Source organism: Roseivivax jejudonensis, from assembly GCF_900172265.1.
In the GTDB taxonomy this organism is placed as follows: Bacteria; Pseudomonadota; Alphaproteobacteria; order Rhodobacterales; family Rhodobacteraceae; genus Roseivivax; species Roseivivax jejudonensis.
In genome coordinates this window covers 1-21,505 of sequence record NZ_FWFK01000002.1, presented here as the reverse complement: position 1 = coordinate 21,505, position 21,505 = coordinate 1, and the positions used below count along the sequence as shown (strand labels likewise).

The following is a 21,505-nucleotide window of genomic DNA, read 5'->3' as shown; positions in this document are numbered from 1 at the left end:
TCATGCCTTCAGGCGGCGCTTTTCCGGTTCGGCGAGGCGCCGGATGATGTGATCGGTGACATGCTCCGCGTCCTCGCCGACGCCCAGGAACCGGCCGGAGCCCCAGGTGTGCAGCCAGCCGAGGCCCAGGAAATACATCCCCGCGACGTCGCAGACCCCGCGGCGATGGACGGGGCGGCCGGTGTCGTCGAGGCACCCCACCCGCAGCCAGTCGTAGTTCGGCCGGAACCCGATGCACCACAGGATCGAGGTGATCCCCTCGGCGCGCGCGTCGATCTCGGTGATTTCGCGCTCCGGACGCCAGACCGTCTCGAACGGCTCGGCCGCCGGCGCGTCGATCCCCTGTTGGGCGATGTAGGCGTCGATCATGTCGCGAATGCCAAGGTAGCTCTTGTCTGCATCGTCGAGATTGCGCTCGAGATCCGGGGCGAAGCGGATCGTCGTGCCCTCCATGCCCGTGACCGAGCCGTAGAGCTGTAGCCCGTCGCGGGCGAAGGCGCGCAGGTCGATCTCGTGTCCCCCGTCGCGCCCCGACATGTAGTGGTTGGTCTTGGCCTCCGTCGCCTTCGGGTCGGGCTGCTCCGCGATGGTGCGGTCGTAATAGCCCATTTCGAACAGCCAGTCGGTGGCGTCCCGGCCCCGGTAGAGGCGCGGGCTGCGCGGCGCGGGCCCCACCGCCAAGGCCACGTCGCGGCCCGCGATGCGCAAATCCTCCATCAGCTGCACGCCGGACTGGCCCGTGCCCACCACAAGACAGCGGCCCGGGGGCACATCCTCGGGCCGGGCGTAGTCGCGGGTGTGGAGCTGCGCGATGGACGGGTCGAGATCGGCGGCATAGGGCGGCGTCACGGGCCGGTCATAGCCGCCCGAGGCGACGATCACATGATCGGCCGACCAGAGCCCCGCATCGGTATCGACCTCGTAGACCCCATCGTCGCGGCGCGCCACGCGCGTGACCGTGACGTCCTCGCGGAGCGGCGCGTCGAAGCTGTCGGCGAAGGCCTCGACATAGTCGACGATCTCGTCCTTCAGCATGAAGCCATGGGGATCGTCGCCCCGGTAGGGATGCCCCGGCAGGCGGCACTGCCAGTTCGGGGTGACGAGGCAGAAGCTGTCCCAGCGCTGGTTCTTCCACGCATGGAACCGCTCGTTGCGCTCAAGCACCACGTGGTCGACCCCGGCGCGGCACAGGTACCACGACGCGGACATCCCGGCCTGCCCCGCGCCGATGACGACGACCGGCCGGTGGGTGCGCGCCGCCTCGGGCGCCTTCAGGTCATGGACAGGCATTTGATCGTCTCCTCCGGGGAAAACTCCGCCGCGCGGGCGGTCAGGCGCGCGGCCTGCGCGTCGGCGGATGTGCAGCGGAAGCCGTATTTCGCCTCGACCCGCTGCGCGGCCAGGTCGAGCCCGGCGAGGCTGCGATCCATGAAGTCGCGCAGCGGATAGCTCGTGCCGGCGCTCAGATAGGTCCGAATCGCGGTCGAGGGGGAATAACAGGTCTCCTCCGACCCGTCGGGCCAGCGGATGCGGAAATCGACTTCAGGCATGGGCAGGCTCCTGTGCCGCGGCAAGACCGAGATAGGGCGCGGCCGCGTGATCCCAGAGCGTGGCCCGCGCGCTCCCCGCGAGAAGCGTCACGGCGCTACCGTCGACGATCCGGCCAATGGCGGCGGCGGCGATGTCGCGGGCGGCGAAGCGCGCGCAGATCTCAGCCGCGTCCTCTGGTCTGGTCGCCAGAAGGAAGCCGAAGCTCGGAAAGGTGACCAGCCACCGCGCCAGCTCCGTGCCCGGCGGGAGGACGATGGCGTCGGTGTCGATCTCGATCCCCACGCCCGAGCATTCGGCCAGCATCACCGCCGTGCCCGCGATGCCGCCCTGGCTGATATCCTTGCCGGCTCGGACAAGCCCGGCCTCGGCCAGCTCCGGCAAGAGCGCAAGATCGCCGCGGAGCCGGTCGTGGGGGGCATCTAGGAAGGCCGGGAAGGTGTCGGCGGCGCCCGGATAGCATCCGCGCAGATCCGTCGCCGCGATCAGGACGTCGCCCGGCGCCGCGTCGAAGCTGGTGATCAGCGATTTTGCCCGCCCCCAGATCGACGCCGCCAGTTGCGGCCGGTCGGTGCGCAGGTTCGAATGGCCGCCGACGATGGGGACGCCGTAGGCCGCGCTGGCCTCCGCCATGCCGCGCAGGATCTCGGCGGCGGTGGCGGCATCCGGCGCCCAGAGCGCGTTGGTCAGCGCCGTCGCCCGCCCGCCCATCGCGGCGATGTCCGAGACGTTGACCATGACCGCGCACCATCCCGCGAACCAAGGCGCCTCGGCCACGAAGTCGTTCATGAACCCCTCGGTCGCCATCAGCTGCCAGCCGTCGCCGTCGCGCAGGGCGGCGGCGTCGTCGCCCGGGCGGCCGGGACTGTACTGCCCCAGTCCCAGCGCGCCGCAGACCGCGTCGATGTCGCGCTTCCCGGTCACGTTGGGATGCGCGGCCAACGTCGCGGCCAGGGCCGCGAGATCGGTCATGCCGCGCGCTTCCGGGTCAGCGCCATCCATCCCCGCGCCGGATCGACGATCGGCGGGTAGGCGGCGAGGTCGGCGCGCATCTTCATGTGCGGATGACCGTGCAGGTCCTGCGCCCCCAGCGACTGCCAATGCAGCTTTTCGAAGAGCGCCACGTTCTGCGCCTGGACATAGGCCAGGAACAGCTTCGCCCCCCGCGCATGCGCCGTGCCCACCGCCAGCCTGATCAGCTCGGCCCCGAGCCGCCCCACGCGGCGGTAGCCCTGCGCGACGGCAAGGCGCGAGCCCCACCAGACGTTCGGGTCGGTTTCGTGGATGCGCACGGTGCCCACCACCTCGTCGGCCTCGGAGGCCATGGTCGAGATCGCCACCAGCGGCAGCGCCACCTTGTCCACCGCGTCGCGGTCGTGATCGGGAAAGATGCCCTGCTCGGTCACGAAGGTGCGGTGCCGCAGCGAGGCCGCGCCGCCGATTTCCCAGGCTTGCGTCGCCTGGCGGATCAGGAATTCCGGCGTGACGAAGGCTTGGGGCTTCTCGATGATCATGCGATGGCCCTTTCCCTCGGCGCGAACTTCTCGAAGGCCGAGAGCGCCGAGCACGCGCCGCAGCGCCCGCATCCGGCCTTGATGTCGCCCGCGCTCATGCCGTTCTCGCGGATCATCCGCGCGAGCGACGGCAGTACGGAATGCATGAAGGCCGGCGTTGGCGCGGGGTGGCTTTCCAGCGGCGTGCCCGAGACCGGCACGAAGGGCACGACGAAGGGGTAGACGCCCATCGCCGTCAGCTTTTCTGAAATTTCGAGGATGGCCTCCGCCGTGTCGCCCAGCCCCGCAAGGATGTAGGTCGAGACCTGGCCCCAGCCGAAGACCTCGACCGCGGCGGCGAAGCTGTCGAAGTACTTCTCCAGCGGCACCTGCGCCTTGCCGGGCATGATCTCGGCCCGCAGCCCGGGCGTCACGACCTCGAGATGCATGCCGAGGCTGTCGATCCCGGCATCCTTCATGCGGCGGTGCCACGCGTCATCCTCGGGCGGCTCGCACTGGCCCTGCAACGGCAGGTCGACGGCGGCGCGGATGGCCTCGGCGCTCTCGGCCAGCACCTTGGCCCCGCGATCCTTACCCGCAGGCGTGCCGGTGGTCATCACCATGTGCTTGACGCCGTCCAGACGCACGGCGGCCGCGGCGACCTCGGCCAGCTGCGCGGGCGACTTGTGGGCGATGGTGCGCCCGGCGGCGAGGCTCTGGCCGATGGCGCAGAACTTGCAGGTCTTCTTGCGGCTCTCGTAGCGGATGCAGGTCTGCAGCACGGTCGTGGCGAGCACGTCCTTTGCGTGCAGTTGCGCGATGTGGCCGTAGGGGACGCCGTCGGCGGTGGCGAGATCGAGGAAACTGGCGCGCTTCGGAAAGCTCACATCGGCGACGAACGCGCCGTCCTTGGTCACGCGCGCACGGCCCGATTCGTCGGGCGCGTCCACGAGGTAGGGGCTGTCGAAGGCGGCATGGGTGTGGACCGGGATCATGAAGGTCATCCCGTCGATGGTCACCGCCTTGTGGTCGGTCGGCCCCGCGCCGCCGCGGCGGCTGTCGGCGCCGGCGCGCGGGTCGATCATGCGCATGCCGCGGGTCTGCAGGTCGGTGATGATGCTGCCTGTCTCTGGCACGGGATCAGTCCTCCAGCGGGATCGATTGGAACGGGGTCTCGGGCGCGGTGACGCGCCGATTGGCGGCAGGTGTCGGGTCGTGGCGCAACGAGAGAAGCTCGGGCCGGGAGTAGTGGCCGACCGAATCCATCATCCGCTTGCGCTTGGTCACGAGGCCCATGTCGAGATCGGCGTAGAGGATGCCCTCGCCCTCAGTCAGCGGCGGCGCGGCGTGGCGGCCCTCGGGGGTGATGATGCAGGTCATGCAGCCACCCCGCAGGCCGTTCTGCAGGGCCTCGTCGGGGGTCACGCTCGCGATCTGCTCCCCGGTCAGCCAGCCGGTCGCATTGACTACGAAGCAGCCCGATTCCAGCGCGTGGTGGCGCATCGTCACCTCGATCTGCTCGGCGAAGATCGGCCCGACCAGACTGCCGGGGAACTGCGCCGCGTGGATCTCCTCGTGCTGGGTCATCAGCGCGTAGCGGGCGAGCGGGTTGTAATGCTCCCAGCAGGCCAGAGCGCCCAGGCGCCCGACGCGGGTGTCGACCACCTGCAACCCGGCGCCGTCGCCCTGCCCCCAGACCATGCGCTCGTGATAGGTCGGCGTGATCTTGCGCCGTTTCAGCCGCAGCGTGCCGCAGGCATCGAAGATCAGTTGCGCGTTGTAGAGCGAGCCGTGGTCGCGTTCGTTCACCCCCAGCACCACGACGACGCCGTGATGCGCGGCGCGTTCGGCCACGCGGCGGGTCTCGTCCGAGGGGACCGTCACGGCCTCTTCGTAGAGCGCGAGATGCGGCCTGCCCTGCTGGACGGGCGGCAGAACGAACGAGAAGTAGGGGTAGTAGGGAACGAAGGTTTCCGGAAAGACGATCAGGTCCGCGCCGTTGCCAGCGGCCTCGTCGATGGCGTCGAGAACCCGGGCAAGGGTCGCCTCGCGGCTGGTCAGATCGGGAGCGATCTGCACGGCGGCGGCTTTGACGATGCGCGACATGGGACCTCCGGTTTGGTGCCGGGACCAAGGACGGCCCCGGCAAGGGCGATCAGACCGTCCAGGTGTCGACGATCACGGCGTTGTCGCGGACATGGATCAGCTTCAGATCCAGCACGTCCTGCGGCGCGATGGGGATGATGCCCTCCAGGAGCGACGGCTCGCCGTGGCCGTAAAGCGCTTGCAGCGCGAACCGGCAGGCATAGACCTTGCCGCCCTCGGACATGAATTTCTTGAGGTTGTCGGCGAAGTTCTGATGGCCCGGAAAGGCCGCGTCGCCCAGCGTCGGGAACCCGCGCTGGATGCCCAGGGTCACGCCGGGGCCGTAAAGCAGGATCGAGGTCTCGAACCCCTTGCGGTTGAGGCGGATGGCGTTGAGGATGTTCACGAGCCCGATGGAGCCCTCGAAGGCCACGGTATGGAAGGTCACGAGAGCCTTCTGGCCCTCTTCGGCCTTCACGTCCTCGAAGACCTTGTCCTCGTAATCGACGAAGAAATCTCCGTCCTTGTGCTTTTCCATGGTGACTGCGGGCATGCGCTTCCTCCGGGTGTTGGACAACTTCCGTGTCATGATGTTCTCCGACGGTGGAAGCGGAAAAGACTGCAATCAATATTCAAATCAATTATACATACAATTATTTGGGATAGATTTACTGCCTGCCCGATTTTCAACCGAATTTCGACTCGAAACGGCACAGAACTTCGCAGCGCAAAAGTCTGCACTAGGATCCGGCCGCAAAAATCCATACAAACCGCTTCAATCTCCGGGAATCGCCGGTATCCTGTCGCCATGCATCCCTGGACTCCCTCCCTGCGCCGCGACGGCCCCGCCCGCTATCTTCAACTGGCCGACGCGATCGCGGAGGGCATCGCCGACGGCGTTTTGGGCCTCGGCGACCGACTGCCGCCGCAGCGCCGTCTCGCCGACCGGCTGGGCATAGACTTCACCACCGTCTCGCGAGGCTATGCCGAGGCACAGCGGCGCGGGCTGGTCACGAGCCATGTCGGCCGCGGCACCTTCGTCGCCCGCGACCGGACGCATGACGACGCGCGCGAGACCCGGCGCCGCGCCGATGTAGACCTGACCATGAACCTGCCGCCGGAACCGCAGGACCCCAACCTGCTGGCCCGGATGCAGGACGGGCTGCAGGCGGTGTCGTCGAACCTGATCGACCTCTTGCGCTACCAGTCGGTGACGGGCGGGCAGATCGACAAGGAGGCCGCGTCGACCTGGCTGTCGCTGCGCGGCCTCGTGCCGTCGCTCGACCGGATCGCCGTCACGCCCGGGGCGCATCCCACCATGCTGGCCATCCTCATGAGCCTCGCCGCGCCCGGCGACTGCCTGCTCTGCGAGGACGTGACCTATCCTGGCTTACGCGCCATCGCCGGGCGGCTGGGCCTGCGCGTGATCGGCCTGCCCGGCGACCGCGAGGGGATCTGTCCGGGCGCCCTGTCGGAGGCCATCCACCGCCACGCCCCCAAGGCGCTCTACCTCAACCCGACTCTGCAGAACCCGACGACGCGGACCATCACGCCCGCGCGGCGCGAACGCATCGCCGAGATCATCACCGCCCATCATCTGCCGCTGATCGAGGACGACGCCTACGGCTTCATCCCTCCGCATCCGCCCGCGCCGCTGGCGGCCTTCGCCCCCGACCTCGTCTGGCATATCGGCGGGCTCGCCAAGTGCATCGGGGCGGGCCTAAGGCTCGCCTACACCGTCGCGCCCAGCAGCCACGCCGCGCGCGACCTCGCCCACCAGCTCAAGACCATCTCGGTGATGCCCTCGCCGCTAATGATGGCGCTCGCCACCCGCTGGATCACCGACGGTACGGCCGACCGCATCCGCCGCTTCGTGCGCGAGGAAACGCTGGCGCGACAGGCGATCGCGGCCAAGGTGCTGACCGGCGCCACCTACGAGTCCGAACCCCACGCCTTCAACGTCTGGATGGAACTGCCCGAGGGCCTGAGCCGTGCGGACGTGATCGGCCGCATGGCGGGCACCGGCGTGGGCATCATGCCGGCAGATGCCTTCACCGTGACGGGCGAGCCCTCGGAAAGCCTGCGCGTCTGTCTCGGGGGACAGATCTCGCGCAGCGAACTGCATGACGCCCTGGGACTGCTGGCCTATATCACGTCAACGCCGCCCGGGACCTGACCGGGTGCGACACTCGCAGCCCCCCGGAACCGGCACACGCGCCGTCCGGGATCGGCCTTTTCCCGTCCGAAACATCTCATTTTCCCCGATCTTCTCGGCGGCGAAATCGATGAAGGCACGGGTGGCGGCGGGCAGGTTCCGGCGCGACGCGTAGAGGGCGTAGAGGGCTCTGTTGCGCAAAGCCGGCGGTGGACGGAATGCCGCTTTCCCCGGACGGATTTATCCTACGGCCTCTGTCATCGGGATGCCGAGCGCAGTGAAGCCATTGAGCACAGCGATGCGGACATGCAGTTCCGCGACCTGACGGTCGAAGTCTCGAGCCATCAGGCCCTGACCCAGCAGCTTCACACAATGCATCTTTGTCTCGACGCGGCTCCGGCGGTGGTATCCGCTCCATCGTCTCCAGAGCGCTCGACCAAGATATTTTGAGGCCCGCAGCGCCTCGTTGCGGGTGACGGCGCCAGCGCTTGAGGGCTTCCAGGGCTTGGCGTTCCGGCGTGGCGGTATGACGGCGTGAGCGCCCCGCTCCGCAATCACCTCCTGGCACTTGCGGGTGTCGTAAGCACCGTCGGCCGTCACGGACCCTATCTCTTCATGGGCCGGGATCTGGGCGAGCAGCTCTGGCAGCATGGGCGCGTCGCCAATGTGGCTCCCCGTGATCTCGACGGCCCGAACCTCCAGCGTTTGCTCATCGATCCCGAGGTGGATCTTGCGCCATTACCAGGACCTGCGTTGCAGCACTTGCTGGGTTCTTTTCGCGGGCATACCCATCTCGGACGGTCACATGGGGTCTGTCCGCAGTGAAGCAGCGACCGCATTGGCTGATCACCTGCGACGATGCGTCAGGCTCATCAGCCGCGCCTGCCGGTCGAAGGGTTCTTCCGCTACCCGTGGCCCCGCCTGTCCATCCATCATTCGCTGGACCATCACCGCAGCGAGTCCCGCAAAAATGACGCCGCCCATTGCCTGCCCGATCAGCACCCCCTCGGCGCCGAACATTGCGCCGCCCGCCAGCACGAGGGGCGCCGTCCCCAGCGTGTGCCGCCCCCAGTTGATCCAGGTGGAGCGGAAGGGATGGCCCATGTTGTTGAACGCGGCGTTGGCGACGAAGATCACCCCGTTGAAGAAGAACGCCAGCGCCAGCGGGCCGCAGAACAGCACCAGAAGGTCGCGCGTCACCGCCTCGGCCCCGAACAGCGCGATGATGGGTCCGCGCAGGGCAAAGAGGATCGCGGTCATCGCCACCGTGAAGAGCCCGCAAAACAGCAGCCCGTCGCGCCAGGCCTGCCGCACCCGATCCATCCGACCGGCTCCGAAGTTCTGGCCGATCACCGGCCCGATGGCGCCCGACAGCGCGAAGATTACGCCAAAGGCCAGCGGCGTCATCCGGCCCACGATGGCCATGCCCGCCACCGCCGCCTCGCCGAAGCTGGCCATGGCTCGCGTCACGATGGCCTGTCCCAACGGCGTGGCAAGTTGGGTCAGGATCGCCGGGCCGGCGATGGTCACGATGGGCACGAATGCGACCGACATCTCGCGGATGCCGGGTCGCACCAGCCCGCCGTGGTGGCGAAAGATCGGGATCAGCGCGGTTCCCGCGATCACCAGCCGCGCCGCAACGCTGGCCAGAGCCGCGCCCGTCAGGTCGAGCCCCAGGCCAAAGATCAGGATCGGGTCGAGCACCGCGTTGACCAGCGCGCCCCAGATCGTTGCCATCATCGCGCGGCGCGCATCGCCATGCGCGCGCAGGATCGCGCCGCCCACCATGCCGACGATCAGGAACGGCAGGCTGGGCACGATGATCTGGAGGTAGTGAACGGCAAGGTCGAGCGTCTCTCCCGAGGCGCCCATGAGGGACGCCAGCGAGGCAAGATTCAGCCAGACCGCTGCCGCGAAAACCGTGCCGAAGACGACTCCCCAGACCAGCGCCGCGGCGGCCTGCGCGCGTGCCAACTCCGCGTCGCCCTGTCCCATTGCGCGGGCCACCAGCGCGCCCGCCGCGATGGCCATGCCGATGCCAAAGGAGGTGGTGAAGAACAGGATCGCACCCGCATAGCCCACCGCCGCGGCCAGTTCCGCGTTTCCCAGCATCGCGATGAACACCATGTCGATGAAGTCGACCGCAAAGACCGCCATCAAACCGACGGAAGAGGTCAGCGCCATCACCGTGATGTGGCGAAATAGGTTGCCCTCGAGAAAAACGGCGCGCGCTTCGGCCATCGGGCCTCAGGGGTTGGTTTCTGATCGATCCGCCCCGCGCTTGCGACGAAGGGCTGAACCTCCGGTTCCGGCGCATGGGGTCGTTTGCCGAAACGCGCTGAACTATCCAGGAGTTGAGGTCAGATGACGAGGAAAGTGAAGGGAAAAACACCGAACAGGCCGTAGAGCCCCAGCCGTGCGCCGGGCGAGAAGGATCGCCCGCGTATAAAGACAAACACGCAGAGGACACCAAGCGCGGCCTCGAATGCCAACGCCGCCGGCAGATTCAAATGATACCAGTCGGTTCCGATCGGATGGCTATTCGGTCCGAACACATGGTGTCCGTAGCCGGCAAAGAGGTCGCCCAGCCAGTGGCCGAGTGACAATGCCATAGCGATCAGCGCGAACATGCGCTGCCTCGTCACCGCGAAAGCGATCGCACCGGCCAGCAACGTCCAGCCGATCTGGGGAACAAGATCGTGGCTGAACGTCATCTGGGTCACGTTGGTGGCGAGTGTTGGCCCATCCGCACCGGTCGGTTCCATGGTTTCGATGCCAAGCGCCACGAAGGTGAACATCGCGATGTCGATAAGGAATGCGCTGACGAAAAGAAGCCACCAAGGCATGGCTGGGGCCGCGCGTTTCGCAACCAGTGTCGTTGCCGCGTGCCCGAGGATCATCGGGCGGCCTCTTCGCCGCGCTTCATTATGTCCGACACGGGTCGAACCAAGACGACAAGGTCACTCACCTTGCCCGCGGCATCCAGGCGGATGCTGTCCATGCCGTTGAAGGCCGCATCGCCGACGCGATACCGAAACTCCTGCGCATGGCTCTTGTCACCGACAAATTCCCTAGCGCATTCGAAGTTCTCGAAAAAGCCGAACGACTGCCGCAAGCTGGCTAAGGTGGCCTCCTCGCCGAGCTGCGCCATCGCGCCTCGGGGGTGTTCGGTCGTGCTCATGGATGGGGCCTTTCATATAGGCTTTGACAGGATGATCCTGCATTATCGTGCGCGCTCAAGTTGTTGCGCGCCGTCCGGGATAGCGCGGATGTGGCCATTACTGCTCCGGGCACGGCATCCCGGCGGCTGTCCAGATCGCCATATCCTCCAGATGCGCCTGCAAGTTGCCGGGGGCCGGGTCGCGGCCCGCGCCGGGCTCGAAGCTCCATGTGATGAAACCGATCAACTCGGCATCGTGCAGGATGTGGTCGATCAGCCCGGCCGCGTCGCGTCCGCCATTACGCGCCGGATCGCGCATCTGGGCGCAGATCTCGGCGCTGCTGCGGTCGGTCCATTGGAATTCGACCGGCGCCAGTCGCCAGTCCATGCCGGTATGCGGCGCGGCATGGTGCGTGGTATTAGGCCGGGTCGAGGTCTGGTGGCACGCGTTGCACGACAGCGTCTCGGCCCCGATCCGGCTTTCACCGGCGTTGATCGCCATGCCGTGGATGCGGTCCGGAGTCTCTGCCGTGCCCCAGAGGGGAACGTTGTCCGCCCCCACATGGCAGTTGAGGCAGCGGGGGTGCGACAACACCGTGTGGATATTGTCCCAGGCAGCCAGCCCGTCCTTGGTCGGGACGGTCCCGACCTCCGGCAGCGCGGACAGGTCGAGGCTGTGTTCATACTCGGCAAAGGCAAGGGTTCCGAGCGCGAGACTGGTCGCGACGATCAGGGGAAAGCGCAAAGTCGGTCTCATGCGAAGTCCACCGATTTGTTGAAGGGCATCTCGCGCAGGCGTTGGCCGGTTGCGGCGAAGATCGCGTCGGCAAGCGCCGGGGCCGCAGGTGCGGTGGCCGGTTCGCCCAGTCCGCGCACCTGTTCGGCGCGCTCCAGAAGCCTTGTATGAAACAGCGGCGTCTGGTGCAGGCGCATCCCCTCGAAGGCATGGAAGTTGGTCTGCTGCACGGCATGGTTCTCGTAAGTCAGCTCGCAATTCATCGCGTGGCCAAGGCCGAAAATAGCGGCCCCAGTCAATTGTGCCTCGGCGTTGACGGGGTCGAGGACGGTGCCGCAGTCGGCGGCGATCCAGACCTCGTCTATGCGGATGCCCCTTTCGGTCACGGTCACGTCGATGACCTCGGCCACCGGAACGCCATGGGTATGGGCGAAAGCGATGCCCCTCCCGCGCCCCGGCCCGATGTCCACGCCCGCCCAGTTCGACATCTCGCCGACCGCTTCAAGCACGAGGCGCGAGTTGGCGTCGGCTATCAGACGCAGTCGTTCCTCCAGCGGGTCGGACCCGGCGGCATGGATCAATTCGGACAGGAAACTTTCGTGGAAGAAGCTGTTGGAGCAGGCACCGGGCGACCGCCACGATCCAACGGGCACCAGCGGCGGTGCAGCATAGCCCGTCACCCGATAGTTGGGGATGGCATACGGTTGGTCGTAGGCACCCCAGACCAGCGCCGTGTCAGGCCCCGGCGGAATGCTTGCGATGCGCCCGAACCAAGACGAGATCAGCGATGGGCTGACGCTGTCGAGGTCGTAGGCCAGCACGCGGCCATCCGACACGGCGCCCCGGCCAACGGCCATGTGCAGCGGCCGGGGGTAGTCATGGGTCATGTCCTCTTCCCGGCTCCAGGTGGTCTTGATCGGCGTGCCGGGCATGGTGGCGGCGATCTGGATCGCCTGCACCACGTAATCGTGGTCGAGCCTGCGGCCGAAGCTGCCACCCGCGGGCAGGACATGGACGGTGACTTGTGAAGGAACCAGGCCGGTCAGCGCGACCGCCGCGTCGCGCACCACGGCGGGAATCTGCGTCGCGGTCCAGATCTGCACCCTATCCGCCTCGACCAGTACCGTGGCGCTGAGCGGCTCGAGCGCGGCGTGGGCGAGGAAAGGCGATCGGTATTCCGCCTCGATCACTGTGGCGCCGTCCAACGCCGCCTTGATATCGCCGTCGTCGCGCAGGCGGCTGTTGCGGAACTCGTCGGTGCGGGCATCCGCCAGCACCTGCCACATTGCGGCGGAGCTGGCGGGATAGGCGGGGGGCAGCCACTCGACGTCGAGCGCCTGCGCCGCCTGAAACGCGAACCAGGTGTTTTCGGCGATAACCGCCAGCCCTTCGTTTACCTCGACGACCGACCGCACCCCTTGCATGGAAAGGGCCGTCTCGGCGTCATAACCCGCCATTGTTCCGCCACGTCCCGGATTGGCGCGCACGGTGGCGTGGAGCATGCCGGGCAGGACCACGTCGATGCCGTAGCCTTGCGTCCCGGTCGATTTTGCGACGATGTCGAGCCGTTGGTAGGGCTTGCCCAAACGCGTCCATTCGGAGGCGGGGCGTAGCGTCACATCCAGTACGGTATCCATGGCCGCCGCCTCGGCCGAAAGCTCGGTATAGGGAATGCGCGTGCCGTCAGGCAGCACGACTTGCCCGTCCTCCGTCCGCAGGTGCGACCTCGGCACGCCCGTGCGCGCCGCAGCGGCGGCCTTGAGAGTCTCGCGGGCGGTCGCGCCGGCAAGGCGAAGGGTTTCGTGCAGGTCGGCGACAGACGTCGATCCGCCGGTGAACTGCGAACTGGTCAGCCGCGCGACCTGTCCCATCAGGTCGCGCACCGTGCTTGCGACGAAACCATGGTTCCAGGCCGGAAAAGGAAGGCTATCTGCGGCGACGGCGGCGTTGAAATAAGCCTGATGTGGCTGTCCGGGGTCGAGCGTCGTAGTGCTTGGGTCGATATCCAGTTCCTCGGCGATCAGCATGGCCTGGGTCGAGGCGATGCCCTGGCCCACATCGGCGCGCGGCACGATCAGGGTGATCCCGTCCGGCGTGATCTTGACGAAGGGCGTCAGGGCAGCCTGGCCTTCGGGCAGACCCTTCAGCAAGGGGTTGGAGGTCGGGCGGCTGACGAAGTAAGCCCCGAAGGCGACCCCGCCGAGAATCGTGGCCGATCCGATCAGGAAAGTACGGCGGGCAATGGTGCTGGCGCGACCCATGGCTCAGGCCTCTCGCATCACGCTGGCCGCAGCGTGGACGGCGGCGCGGATGCGCGGATAGGTGCCGCAGCGGCACAGGTTGCCCGACATTGCGGCGTCGATATCTTCGTCGGTCGGTTCAGGGTTGCGCGCCAGGAGATCGGCGGCCTGCATGATCTGCCCCGATTGGCAGTATCCGCATTGCGGCACCTGGTGTTGGATCCAGGCCTCTTGCACTGCATGCAGCACGTCTGGCGTGCCCAGCCCTTCGATCGTCGTTATCTCACCCCAGACATCGGCCAAGGCCACCTGACAGGACCGCACCGCCAAACCATCAATATGGACAGTGCAGGCCCCGCATTGTGCAATGCCGCAGCCATATTTGACGCTGGTGATATTCAGACCGTCCCGCAGCGCCCAGAGCAAAGGCATGTCATCTGGCAGGTCAACCGTGTGACTGGAGCCGTTTATCGTAAGGTCCATAGCTTTCTCCAGTCGGCTAGTGGATGAAATTTAGCGTTTCATTCCTCATGCTAAGCCCAACAGCGCAGGACGGCGACATGCATATTAGGTCAGGCACATGCAGATCGGGTCAGGCGCCATTCAGGGGTAGTCCTGCCCGCCCGCCCGTGGCATCGAGGCGAGGCATTTGAAAGCTCGCGCACATGGATAACTCACAGACCTATCCCCTTTTCATGGCGACCGACGTGGTGTGCCGGATCCTTGGCGTGGACCCACAGGTGATGCTCGAGACCTCCGGCCTTGGCGCGCTTCCCTACGGACGAAGCGAGCTGCGCGGGACGGCGAAGCAGTATTTTGACTGCTGGAACACGATGGAGGTGTTGTCGCCGCGCCCTGACTATGTGCCACACCTCGGTGTTGCGATCTCGCGCGGACCTGTGATCCCGGTTTTTTTCACGTTGTCCTGCGCGCCCGACACGGAAACGGGGCTGTTGCGCTTGGCGCAATTCAAGTCGCTGCTCGGCCCGACGCTGATGCGCGTGTTCTGGGATGGCGGGCTGTTGCGACTGGAATTCGACAGCGTTGACGCCCGCGTGCCGATGCCGCCGAACCTCGGTGCCCTCCACCTGGTCACCGTGGTGGAGAACATTCGCGGCGCGACCGCCCATCCGGTCTGCGCTGTCGCAGCCGGTTTCGACGGGTCGGAAGAGGATCGGCATATGATCGCCGGTCATCTCGGAGTCATGCCAGAGCGGTCGCAGGCCGCATACGTGGCCTTTGCGCCCGAGGATGCCAAGCGCCGGTTCGTCTCCGAGAACCCTGCCCTCTGGGCCGATATCGAGGCCGACCTCAGCCTTCAGCTGGCGGCACAGAACAATCGTTGGCCCGTCGCCGATCGGGTCCGGGGAGCCTTGATCGATCTGATGCCCTCGGGCCGCAAAGGAGCCGAAGATGTGGCCCTGGCCCTGGGGATCAGCCGCAGCACGCTCCAGCGGCGATTGCACGAGGAAGGGACGTCGTATCAGGTGCTCCTCGACGCCACGCGGCGCGACATGGCGATCCGATATCTCACCAAGTCCACCCTGCGCGTCGACGAGATTGCAAGCATCCTAGCCTACCGTGACGCCAACAGCTTTTCGAGAAGCTTCCGCACGTGGACGGGCTTTTCGCCAACTGAATTCCGGGAGGCGAATGACCGGAATTTCACTTAGAGAGTAACCGAAGAAATCCGTCACTACGAGGATCATCTCGAAAATTTTTTTCCGCCCGACGGTTGGTGTCGCGCTCATTACAATTCTATCCTACCATGCACTGACACCGTGTCAGGAGCCAGTTCCGCTTACACGCGACGAGGATTTCTGCGTCGGGCGGGGCATTCATGATCCAACCATTTAATAAATCGAGGCTGTCTGAAAAACAGAAGTGGGCCCGTTGCTATGTGATTGCGGACCGCTTTAAGCTTTTGCATAGTGCGACCATTTCGCAATAAGAAATACCATATTCCAAACTTGAGGCGCCGATGAATGAAAGCTCTATTTGTTCCTTGAGTGGGCGCTGTGTCTTAAATTATCTCCATAGCGGGTTCTTAGTTACCGCCGAGAGGCACTTAATGAATAGGGCGGCATTTTTTCAATAAGTAAATTTCCGCAATACATCCACCTTAATTTAATTATATAGTAAATAAGAATACGAGAAGCGGGGCGGGATTGCAATACGCCAAATGCCAATCAAGCGGATCCGAACTGAAGCCCCGCAAAGCCTGACCTGAAATGAATAGAATTGAACGAAATTACATCTCGCAACGTCAGCAATCCTCCTTTAGCGTTGAGATATCAGCCAACGAACCAATAGGATAACATAAATGAATCACTATAATCTGGCCGCGTTCGCTGGGATTTTCTCGGTGCTTGCAGTGCTGGCACTCGCTACATCGAATCTCGTCAATTGCAGGGGATAGCTTGTCGGGGTATCAGATGAACTGGAGATCGAAGGTCAAGCGCGTGCCGGTTCAGTAGCTGCTTTTGAACAAATTGTGTGTGAAAGATCGGCTGAAAGGGTTAGCCAAATTGACGTGCCAACTGTATACCCTGTTTTCATCGAGGAACTTGGGATGGCTACCCGAGTGATCGTTATCCCGCCTAACGACGATAACTTGTTTCCGCGTTTTAAGGTTGCGCAGTTGCGTCACGACGATGGAGACAACATCGTCTTTTAAAGAGTTGGGTTTATAGCACCGGCGGTCCATCGTGACAGCCGGTGTTGCTTTTGCAAGTCTATGCTTTCTACATGATTAAAAGCTCTTTCCCCTGGATCTATAAGAATACACGATAAAATTTGATCGCGCCCCAGACCGCCACACGACGCCGGGTCCAGAACAGGTAGAGCATCACCGCCGCTGCAGAACCGATGATCGTGTCGCTGAGCCATAGGCCGAACCAGCCATCGGGCGCGGGGCCGCCGAACATCTGCAGATCGGGCAGGACAGGATGGTCAGAGCACGGAGGATCGTGGGGCCCTTCAGGAGCGTGATCGTCCGTTTCACATTCAGAATCATACAGCGGACCTTCCCATCGGCTTCAGCAGACGTCCCTGAACAGAGATGAAATCGGATCGCGCTGTGAGAATGATGAGGGCGAGATACGCCTCCGGTCCGACGCAGCGGTCTGCATGTGGCACGTCTGACGGCCGATACCAGCTTGACCCTGAGGCCCGGATCGGGTCGCGGTCCGGCTCTGACAACTGCCAATGCTGCATCCGACCCATGATCACGAACGTCCAGTATCCACTGATGTGGGTGTGCGGCAGGATTTGTTAGGTCTCTGGGTCGCAGAGCGGCGTCGCGTGAGACGACAGGCCGGTGCCGGGGCCGCCGCAGATCGCTTAGCCCTGGATGCTCGGGACGGAAACGGCGCGAGCGGTATCTCTTCGACCGGCACACGGATCGGTTCATCCGGCAGTTTCGAGGCTTGCGCCAGGGCAGTTCTGGCAAGTCCGACGAACTGGAAAACGGCAGGGATGGCTGCTGCCCTCAGGGATGCGAGCAGTTTCGGCAAAATTGTTCCCATTCCTGTCAGGAGAGAGAAGTTTTGCTTTCGATCTCATGCCACTGAAAAACGGCCTGCATCGCGACAATGGACAGCGCGATGGCCAGCAGGACGCGCGGAATGTGACCCAAGAGCCAGATCGCGCGTGTGAAGCCCGCATTCTCCGTCGTGACCGTGCCGAAGATGCTCAAGACGCCGTAGAGGGCTGAGCCCGCAGCTTCCTCCGCCGTGAAGGTCGCGGCCCCGAGCCGCAGGTTCAGCGGCATGTGGAAGACGAGCGTGATGAGGCAGGTCGCGATCCAGAAGGCCAGTGCCCTCCGCCAGAGCCGCCAACGCGCGGGATCGTCTTTGTCGAGAGCCGCGGACCGGATCAGGCCATAGAGCGTCATCAGGAGCAGCGGCATGATCGTTAGCAGGAAGCGCAGCCATTGCGTGAAGAAGGCAGCGATGTAATCTTCTGGGCCGAGGCTCAGCCAATAGGCGCCCATCGACAGGCCGATGAAGAGATTTCCTCCGGCAAAGGCCGCTGCGGAGAATATCGTGAGTATGTGGAGTTTGCGGCGGTCTTCGGCGGTCATGGCCTGTTGTCCTGAGGTGTCATGGAATTACTGCGTCACGCGAAGGGCACGCTGTCGTCGAGGGTGAGCGCAGAACCGCGATGTAGCAACTTGCATATCGGACCGGCGGCTTGCATTTCGTCCCGGGCGTCTTGCGTGAAGGGTGGGCGCCGGACAGAGTGACGGCCAATGCCCTGTGGACACGGTGAAAGCGCTTGGAAAGCCACGAAAGACACGCGACCTATTCGACTTCCGTGCTGTTCGGCGCCGTCTCGCGATTGTTTGGAGTGACGCCGCTCGATCTGGTGCAGCGGGCCGGGTTGCCCGCACGCATCGCCACAGGCCACGGCGTGCGCGTCACGGCAGATGAGTTCTTCGCGCTATGGGATGCCGGGCTGGCCACCAGCAATCGGGACGACCTGCTTGAGTTTCTTGGAACGGCGATTGCCGCGGGTGCGGCGGCTCCTGTCTTCTTCGCGCTTTCTTGCGCACCCGACCTCACGACGGGGCTCAAGCGCTTTGCGCGCTATAAGCACGCCTTTGGTCCCGTTCTGATGTCGGTTCGGGAGACGCCCGGACGCCTTCAACTCAGACTGGCCCATCCCGACACGAGGAAGCAGCTTTCCGCCAGCATGGCGACCACGATCCTGATCGTCATCAATGAGAAGGCGAGCGCCATGACAGCGCGGCGCATCGTGCCCGTTTCCGTGCGCCTACCCGTCGGCGAACCGGAGAGACAAAGCCTCGCCGCCGCTTTCGGTACGGCGGTCGAGATAGGCGACCCCGAACTGATCTACCGGGAACTCGACACGGCGCTGCCACTCATTTCCGAGAACGAAAGCCTCTGGCGGGCCTTCGAGGCGGATCTCGAGGCGGAGGCGGTGCTCGCGAACCACGCCGTGCCTTTCGTCGATCGTGTTCGGGCCTGCCTCAAGGAGGCGATCAGCGACCGAGACCCCTCCATCGCCTATGTATGCGAGCGACTGGGCCGGAGCCGTACCGGACTTTTGCGCGAGCTGGCGTCAGAGGGAGCAACCTTCCAGAATCTCCTCAACGAGACGCGGGAGACGCTGACGATGCGCTACCTGACGATGAGCGATATCCCGGTCAAACAGATCGCCAACATGCTGGCCTACCGCGACGCGAATGCCTTCCACCGCGCATTTCGTTCATGGACGGGTCGAACGCCGGGTGAGGTGCGCAAGGCGGCGCAGAAAGTGGACGTTCCGAGATATTGAGCCCCAGATTGAATTGGCTTGGACGTTCCGAGCGGCTTCAATTTATGCTGGGTCCATAGAACTCGACTGGACCACCAACCGTTTTCCAATAGCGGAAACCGCCCGGCATATGTCCGACGTTGGTAATTCCGGCCTCGACGGCAATCTCGACCGCGAGGGTAGACCGTTCGCCAACAGCACAATAGAGAACCACAGGCTTCCTCTCAGCAACTTGCCGAAGCTCGCCTGAGGCCCCGCAAAAGGCTGCGAATTTGTCATAGGGCATATGGAGGGACCCCGGTATCACGCCATCGCGACGGCGCTCGCTCTCTTCCCTCAGATCGACCAACCGAAATTCTGTCGCGGGCCAATTCATCAGGATATCCTCCGCTGGATGCGCCCGCACCCGTGCCTGAGCATCCATTCGCAAACCGAGCCTGAGATTTTCCGGCACGGCGACGTCCATCATTTTCGGGTTTGGCAAGTTGAGGCTATTCATGAGCTCCGCGTATTCCTCGGCTGAGCCCACCTGAAGCCGCGGGTTATGCGCTTTCTCCTCCCCAATCGTGGTTACTGTATCGCCTTTGTAATCATGTGCCGGAAAAACCAGGGTCTGTTCCGGCAACTTCAGGAGCCGATCAAAAAGGGAGTGGTATTGATCGTATGGGTCACCGTTCTGAAAGTCTGTTCGGCCCGTGCCGCGGATCAACAAGGTGTCGCCCGTGAAGACGCGATCATTCATGAGAAAACTGTAGCTCTCGCTTGTGTGGCCCGGCGTGTGCAAGGCGGTCAGGGACAAACCCTCGATACCGATCTTCTCATTGTCTCCGACCCGCATCGAGACGAAGTCGGCCGGCGATTGCTCACCCATGACGGTGACGCACCGGGTAGCGTCCCGCAGCCGTCCCATGGCGCTGACGTGGTCGGCGTGGATGTGGGTGTCGATCACCTTGACCAACCGAAGGTCGAGTTCCTCGAGGAGTTTGAGATATCGACCGGTTTGTTCGAGCACAGGATCGATCAACAGCGCCTCGCCTCCCGTGCGACTCGCGATCAGGTAAGTGTATGTGCTTGAACTACTGTCGAATAATTGTCGAAAAAGCATGGCAGATCTTTCTTGAATTGATGCCGCTTATGCTGAGAGAAGCGTCCTGTGAAAAAGTTGGTCCGCAACCCAACTAAACGCCCTCCAAGCGTGAACCGTCAGCGTTCTGCCTCCACCTTGGCCGTCCAATCCAGAATGTGTTGGAGGTAGGTCTCGACATTGTCCTCCCAGGAGTAATGCGCTGCGTCGGGAATGACGGCGAACTTACTGTTCGGGAGGAGCTCGCTCAGCCGCTTCGAATTGCTCATTGCCACGAACGTATCAAATTCGCCGTGGAGCACGAAAACGGGCGTCTGGATCGAGGGGTAGGCATGCATCAATCTCGGGACGGTGCTCGGGTAACTCGCGAGGAAACCGATCTGGCCGCGCAATTTGCCCGGGCCAATGGATCCATCGCTGAAATCCTCGAGCACCTCCTTCGGCGGCTGTTCCTTGCGGAATCCGATCCCGTTCGCAGCCTTGGCATAGAAGCGACCGCCAAGTGAGCGAAACAGAACGCCGAACAAGCGTGAGTTTACGAGCAACCGGAAAATCAACTCGCCTTCGACGGGTGAGATCACCCCAGCGTCGCCTCCGACGACCGACGCGATCCGGCCGGGATTGTCGGCCATGAACCGAAGGATGGCTGGCGTACCGATATCGGGTCCGACGAAATGCGGGTGGGAAAGCTCGAAGTGATCCAGGATCGCTCCCAAGAAGGCCCCATGCTGATCGACGGTCACCACATCGGAAGCTGCATCGGATCCTCCATGGTTGGGCAAGTCCACCGCGACGAGATCGAACCGCTCGGCCAAGCGACCCCACATATTCCTGTAGGTCAAAACGCTCATGGGCTGGGGCGACGTCATCAACATCTGGGACGCACCGGGCTTGCGAGCCGCGGCGTACCGGATGCGATGACCACCCACGACCGCGAAATCGAAATTCATCTTCATATGTTTGGTCTTTGTCCGTTGTTTCCCACGCATCCTTCGCAGAGCGTCATTCGGTCGCCTGTGGCGCCATTTTAAGTTTCTTGAATCATTGCGACGTTCGTGGACCCTCGGGCCGCTCGACGGTCCCCATTCATCCCTTGATGCGAAGTCCTGAACATGATGGCAACATGCAGTTCGTTCCAATTTCTTGCAGTTCGTCTCAACGGTCTTGCGGTGCTTTAAAAACCTAGGGTCAGGACTCGTTAACCCTCATAGCCAGAAGATGACGGCTGCAGCGAGCGCGATGGCGGAGAGGAAGACCTTGGGGCAGCGGTCGTAGCGGGTTGCCACCCGACACCAGTCCTTCAGACGACCGAACATGATCTCGATGCGGTTGCGCCGTTTGTAGCGGCGCTTGTCATAACGGACGGCTTTGCCGCGGGAGGTTCTACCGGGAATGAAGGGCTTCCCGGAACCAGTCGGTGTCGTAGCCCCGGTCGGCGATCAGCCACTCGACCGCCGGCAGGGACCCCCACAACGCTCGCGCGCCGATGTAGTCGCTCACCTGGCCGGCGGTGATGAAGAGACGGATCGGACGCCTGACCTGCTCCCCTGAAACCTCCCCACTCTGAGGTTAGTCTGTTCCTCGACAGAGGAGATGAACGATGAAGCGCAGCAGGTTCAGCGAAGAACAGATCATTGGCATCCTGAAGGAGCACCAGGCCGGGCTGAGCGCGGCGGAGCTCTGTCGGAAGCACGGCGTGAGCGAGCCGACGTTTTACAAGTGGC

The 21,505-nt window shown here is 64.1% G+C and carries 21 protein-coding genes and 2 pseudogenes; 4 read left to right on the top strand and 19 right to left on the bottom strand.

Annotated elements, in window-relative coordinates; translation table 11 throughout:
* The 7 genes from ROJ8625_RS05180 to ROJ8625_RS05150 are packed head-to-tail and all read right to left on the bottom strand — an operon-like array spanning nucleotide 1 to nucleotide 5,679.
* Complete coding sequence (locus tag ROJ8625_RS05180; protein ID WP_085790822.1) at nucleotides 1–1,290, bottom strand: MSMEG_0569 family flavin-dependent oxidoreductase; 1,290 nt, start codon at nucleotides 1,288–1,290, stop codon at nucleotides 1–3.
* Nucleotides 1,272–1,550 (bottom strand): MSMEG_0570 family nitrogen starvation response protein, encoded by a 279-nt coding sequence (locus ROJ8625_RS05175; protein WP_085790821.1) that lies wholly within the window; start codon nucleotides 1,548–1,550, stop codon nucleotides 1,272–1,274. The genes ROJ8625_RS05180 and ROJ8625_RS05175 overlap by 19 nt, the downstream gene beginning before the upstream one ends.
* On the bottom strand, nucleotides 1,543–2,520 hold the full coding sequence (locus ROJ8625_RS05170) for a sll0787 family AIR synthase-like protein (protein ID WP_234984175.1): 978 nt from the start codon (nucleotides 2,518–2,520) through the stop codon (nucleotides 1,543–1,545). Before ROJ8625_RS05170 ends, ROJ8625_RS05175 begins: the two co-directional genes overlap by 8 nt.
* The gene (locus ROJ8625_RS05165; protein WP_085790819.1) at nucleotides 2,517–3,062 is read right to left on the bottom strand and encodes an MSMEG_0567/Sll0786 family nitrogen starvation N-acetyltransferase; all 546 of its coding nucleotides are present in this window, start codon (nucleotides 3,060–3,062) and stop codon (nucleotides 2,517–2,519) included. Before ROJ8625_RS05165 ends, ROJ8625_RS05170 begins: the two co-directional genes overlap by 4 nt.
* Entirely contained in the window at nucleotides 3,059–4,177 is a 1,119-nt protein-coding gene (locus ROJ8625_RS05160; RefSeq protein ID WP_234984174.1) for an MSMEG_0568 family radical SAM protein, read from the bottom strand. Before ROJ8625_RS05160 ends, ROJ8625_RS05165 begins: the two co-directional genes overlap by 4 nt.
* Before the next feature lie 4 nt (nucleotides 4,178–4,181).
* Complete coding sequence (locus ROJ8625_RS05155) at nucleotides 4,182–5,147, bottom strand: Nit6803 family nitrilase (protein WP_085790818.1); 966 nt, start codon at nucleotides 5,145–5,147, stop codon at nucleotides 4,182–4,184.
* A gap of 49 nt (nucleotides 5,148–5,196) precedes the next feature.
* Complete coding sequence (locus ROJ8625_RS05150) at nucleotides 5,197–5,679, bottom strand: MSMEG_0572/Sll0783 family nitrogen starvation response protein (RefSeq protein WP_085790817.1); 483 nt, start codon at nucleotides 5,677–5,679, stop codon at nucleotides 5,197–5,199.
* A 255-nt stretch (nucleotides 5,680–5,934) separates the two neighbouring features.
* Between ROJ8625_RS05150 and ROJ8625_RS05145 the strand changes: the two genes are divergently transcribed.
* Nucleotides 5,935–7,302, top strand: coding sequence for an aminotransferase-like domain-containing protein (locus ROJ8625_RS05145; protein WP_085790816.1), 1,368 nt, complete (start codon nucleotides 5,935–5,937; stop codon nucleotides 7,300–7,302).
* Between the two features lie 219 nt (nucleotides 7,303–7,521).
* On the opposite strand, the pseudogene ROJ8625_RS05140 reads toward ROJ8625_RS05145, so the two are convergent.
* The 7 genes and pseudogenes from ROJ8625_RS05140 to ROJ8625_RS05110 all read right to left on the bottom strand — a co-directional run.
* A pseudogene (locus ROJ8625_RS05140) lies at nucleotides 7,522–8,019 on the bottom strand (IS5 family transposase); the annotation flags it as partial.
* 108 nt (nucleotides 8,020–8,127) lie between these two features.
* Nucleotides 8,128–9,522, bottom strand: a complete 1,395-nt coding sequence (locus ROJ8625_RS05135) for an MATE family efflux transporter (RefSeq protein ID WP_085790815.1) — start codon at nucleotides 9,520–9,522, stop codon at nucleotides 8,128–8,130.
* Nucleotides 9,523–9,641: 119 nt separating this feature from the next.
* A complete protein-coding gene (locus tag ROJ8625_RS05130) occupies nucleotides 9,642–10,181 on the bottom strand; it encodes a hypothetical protein (RefSeq protein WP_085790814.1) in 540 nt (179 codons plus the stop codon).
* On the bottom strand, nucleotides 10,178–10,462 hold the full coding sequence (locus ROJ8625_RS05125; protein ID WP_085790813.1) for a hypothetical protein: 285 nt from the start codon (nucleotides 10,460–10,462) through the stop codon (nucleotides 10,178–10,180). Before ROJ8625_RS05125 ends, ROJ8625_RS05130 begins: the two co-directional genes overlap by 4 nt.
* Nucleotides 10,463–10,559: 97 nt before the next feature.
* Nucleotides 10,560–11,198 (bottom strand): hypothetical protein, encoded by a 639-nt coding sequence (locus ROJ8625_RS05120; RefSeq protein WP_085790812.1) that lies wholly within the window; start codon nucleotides 11,196–11,198, stop codon nucleotides 10,560–10,562.
* Nucleotides 11,195–13,438, bottom strand: coding sequence for a xanthine dehydrogenase family protein molybdopterin-binding subunit (locus ROJ8625_RS05115; protein WP_085790811.1), 2,244 nt, complete (start codon nucleotides 13,436–13,438; stop codon nucleotides 11,195–11,197). The genes ROJ8625_RS05120 and ROJ8625_RS05115 overlap by 4 nt, the downstream gene beginning before the upstream one ends.
* A 3-nt stretch (nucleotides 13,439–13,441) precedes the next feature.
* Nucleotides 13,442–13,900 (bottom strand): (2Fe-2S)-binding protein, encoded by a 459-nt coding sequence (locus ROJ8625_RS05110; RefSeq protein WP_085790810.1) that lies wholly within the window; start codon nucleotides 13,898–13,900, stop codon nucleotides 13,442–13,444.
* A gap of 212 nt (nucleotides 13,901–14,112) precedes the next feature.
* Here ROJ8625_RS05110 and ROJ8625_RS05105 point away from each other — a divergent pair, with 212 nt between their 5' ends.
* Nucleotides 14,113–15,090, top strand: a complete 978-nt coding sequence (locus tag ROJ8625_RS05105) for a helix-turn-helix domain-containing protein (protein ID WP_234984173.1) — start codon at nucleotides 14,113–14,115, stop codon at nucleotides 15,088–15,090.
* Between the two features lie 1,101 nt (nucleotides 15,091–16,191).
* Here the strand turns inward: ROJ8625_RS05105 and ROJ8625_RS21145 are convergent.
* Together ROJ8625_RS21145 and ROJ8625_RS05095 are read right to left on the bottom strand one after the other, a co-directional pair.
* Complete coding sequence (locus ROJ8625_RS21145; RefSeq protein ID WP_200813288.1) at nucleotides 16,192–16,344, bottom strand: hypothetical protein; 153 nt, start codon at nucleotides 16,342–16,344, stop codon at nucleotides 16,192–16,194.
* A gap of 605 nt (nucleotides 16,345–16,949) precedes the next feature.
* The gene (locus tag ROJ8625_RS05095) at nucleotides 16,950–17,501 is read right to left on the bottom strand and encodes a hypothetical protein (protein WP_085790808.1); all 552 of its coding nucleotides are present in this window, start codon (nucleotides 17,499–17,501) and stop codon (nucleotides 16,950–16,952) included.
* A 194-nt stretch (nucleotides 17,502–17,695) separates the two neighbouring features.
* Between ROJ8625_RS05095 and ROJ8625_RS05090 the strand changes: the two genes are divergently transcribed.
* A complete protein-coding gene (locus ROJ8625_RS05090) occupies nucleotides 17,696–18,718 on the top strand; it encodes an AraC family transcriptional regulator (protein ID WP_085790807.1) in 1,023 nt (340 codons plus the stop codon).
* 37 nt (nucleotides 18,719–18,755) lie between these two features.
* On the opposite strand, the gene ROJ8625_RS05085 is transcribed toward ROJ8625_RS05090, so the two are convergent.
* From ROJ8625_RS05085 to ROJ8625_RS05075, 3 genes and pseudogenes are all read right to left on the bottom strand, one after another.
* The gene (locus tag ROJ8625_RS05085) at nucleotides 18,756–19,802 is read right to left on the bottom strand and encodes an MBL fold metallo-hydrolase (RefSeq protein WP_085790806.1); all 1,047 of its coding nucleotides are present in this window, start codon (nucleotides 19,800–19,802) and stop codon (nucleotides 18,756–18,758) included.
* Nucleotides 19,803–19,900: 98 nt separating this feature from the next.
* Entirely contained in the window at nucleotides 19,901–20,737 is an 837-nt protein-coding gene (locus ROJ8625_RS05080) for an alpha/beta fold hydrolase (protein WP_159456726.1), read from the bottom strand.
* A 249-nt stretch (nucleotides 20,738–20,986) separates the two neighbouring features.
* A pseudogene (locus tag ROJ8625_RS05075) lies at nucleotides 20,987–21,314 on the bottom strand (transposase); the annotation flags it as partial.
* A 67-nt stretch (nucleotides 21,315–21,381) separates the two neighbouring features.
* Between ROJ8625_RS05075 and ROJ8625_RS05070 the strand changes: the two are divergent.
* Nucleotides 21,382–21,505, top strand: a 124-nt coding sequence (locus tag ROJ8625_RS05070) for a transposase (protein ID WP_143535044.1), incomplete at its 3' end; no start/stop codon positions are given.

Coding starts and splice junctions, on each gene's coding strand:
- ROJ8625_RS05120 (WP_085790812.1), bottom strand. CDS start 11,198: ATGAGACCGACTTTGCGCTTTCCCCTGATCGTCGCGACCAGTCTCGCG.
- ROJ8625_RS21145 (WP_200813288.1), bottom strand. CDS start 16,344: ATGTTCGGCGGCCCCGCGCCCGATGGCTGGTTCGGCCTATGGCTCAGC.
- ROJ8625_RS05115 (WP_085790811.1), bottom strand. CDS start 13,438: ATGGGTCGCGCCAGCACCATTGCCCGCCGTACTTTCCTGATCGGATCG.
- ROJ8625_RS05095 (WP_085790808.1), bottom strand. CDS start 17,501: ATGACCGCCGAAGACCGCCGCAAACTCCACATACTCACGATATTCTCC.
- ROJ8625_RS05110 (WP_085790810.1), bottom strand. CDS start 13,900: ATGGACCTTACGATAAACGGCTCCAGTCACACGGTTGACCTGCCAGAT.
- ROJ8625_RS05150 (WP_085790817.1), bottom strand. CDS start 5,679: ATGCCCGCAGTCACCATGGAAAAGCACAAGGACGGAGATTTCTTCGTC.
- ROJ8625_RS05145 (WP_085790816.1), top strand. CDS start 5,935: ATGCATCCCTGGACTCCCTCCCTGCGCCGCGACGGCCCCGCCCGCTAT.
- ROJ8625_RS05105 (WP_234984173.1), top strand. CDS start 14,113: ATGGCGACCGACGTGGTGTGCCGGATCCTTGGCGTGGACCCACAGGTG.
- ROJ8625_RS05130 (WP_085790814.1), bottom strand. CDS start 10,181: ATGATCCTCGGGCACGCGGCAACGACACTGGTTGCGAAACGCGCGGCC.
- ROJ8625_RS05135 (WP_085790815.1), bottom strand. CDS start 9,522: ATGGCCGAAGCGCGCGCCGTTTTTCTCGAGGGCAACCTATTTCGCCAC.
- ROJ8625_RS05085 (WP_085790806.1), bottom strand. CDS start 19,802: ATGCTTTTTCGACAATTATTCGACAGTAGTTCAAGCACATACACTTAC.
- ROJ8625_RS05165 (WP_085790819.1), bottom strand. CDS start 3,062: ATGATCATCGAGAAGCCCCAAGCCTTCGTCACGCCGGAATTCCTGATC.
- ROJ8625_RS05125 (WP_085790813.1), bottom strand. CDS start 10,462: ATGAGCACGACCGAACACCCCCGAGGCGCGATGGCGCAGCTCGGCGAG.
- ROJ8625_RS05155 (WP_085790818.1), bottom strand. CDS start 5,147: ATGTCGCGCATCGTCAAAGCCGCCGCCGTGCAGATCGCTCCCGATCTG.
- ROJ8625_RS05180 (WP_085790822.1), bottom strand. CDS start 1,290: ATGCCTGTCCATGACCTGAAGGCGCCCGAGGCGGCGCGCACCCACCGG.
- ROJ8625_RS05080 (WP_159456726.1), bottom strand. CDS start 20,737: ATGAAGATGAATTTCGATTTCGCGGTCGTGGGTGGTCATCGCATCCGG.
- ROJ8625_RS05170 (WP_234984175.1), bottom strand. CDS start 2,520: ATGACCGATCTCGCGGCCCTGGCCGCGACGTTGGCCGCGCATCCCAAC.
- ROJ8625_RS05175 (WP_085790821.1), bottom strand. CDS start 1,550: ATGCCTGAAGTCGATTTCCGCATCCGCTGGCCCGACGGGTCGGAGGAG.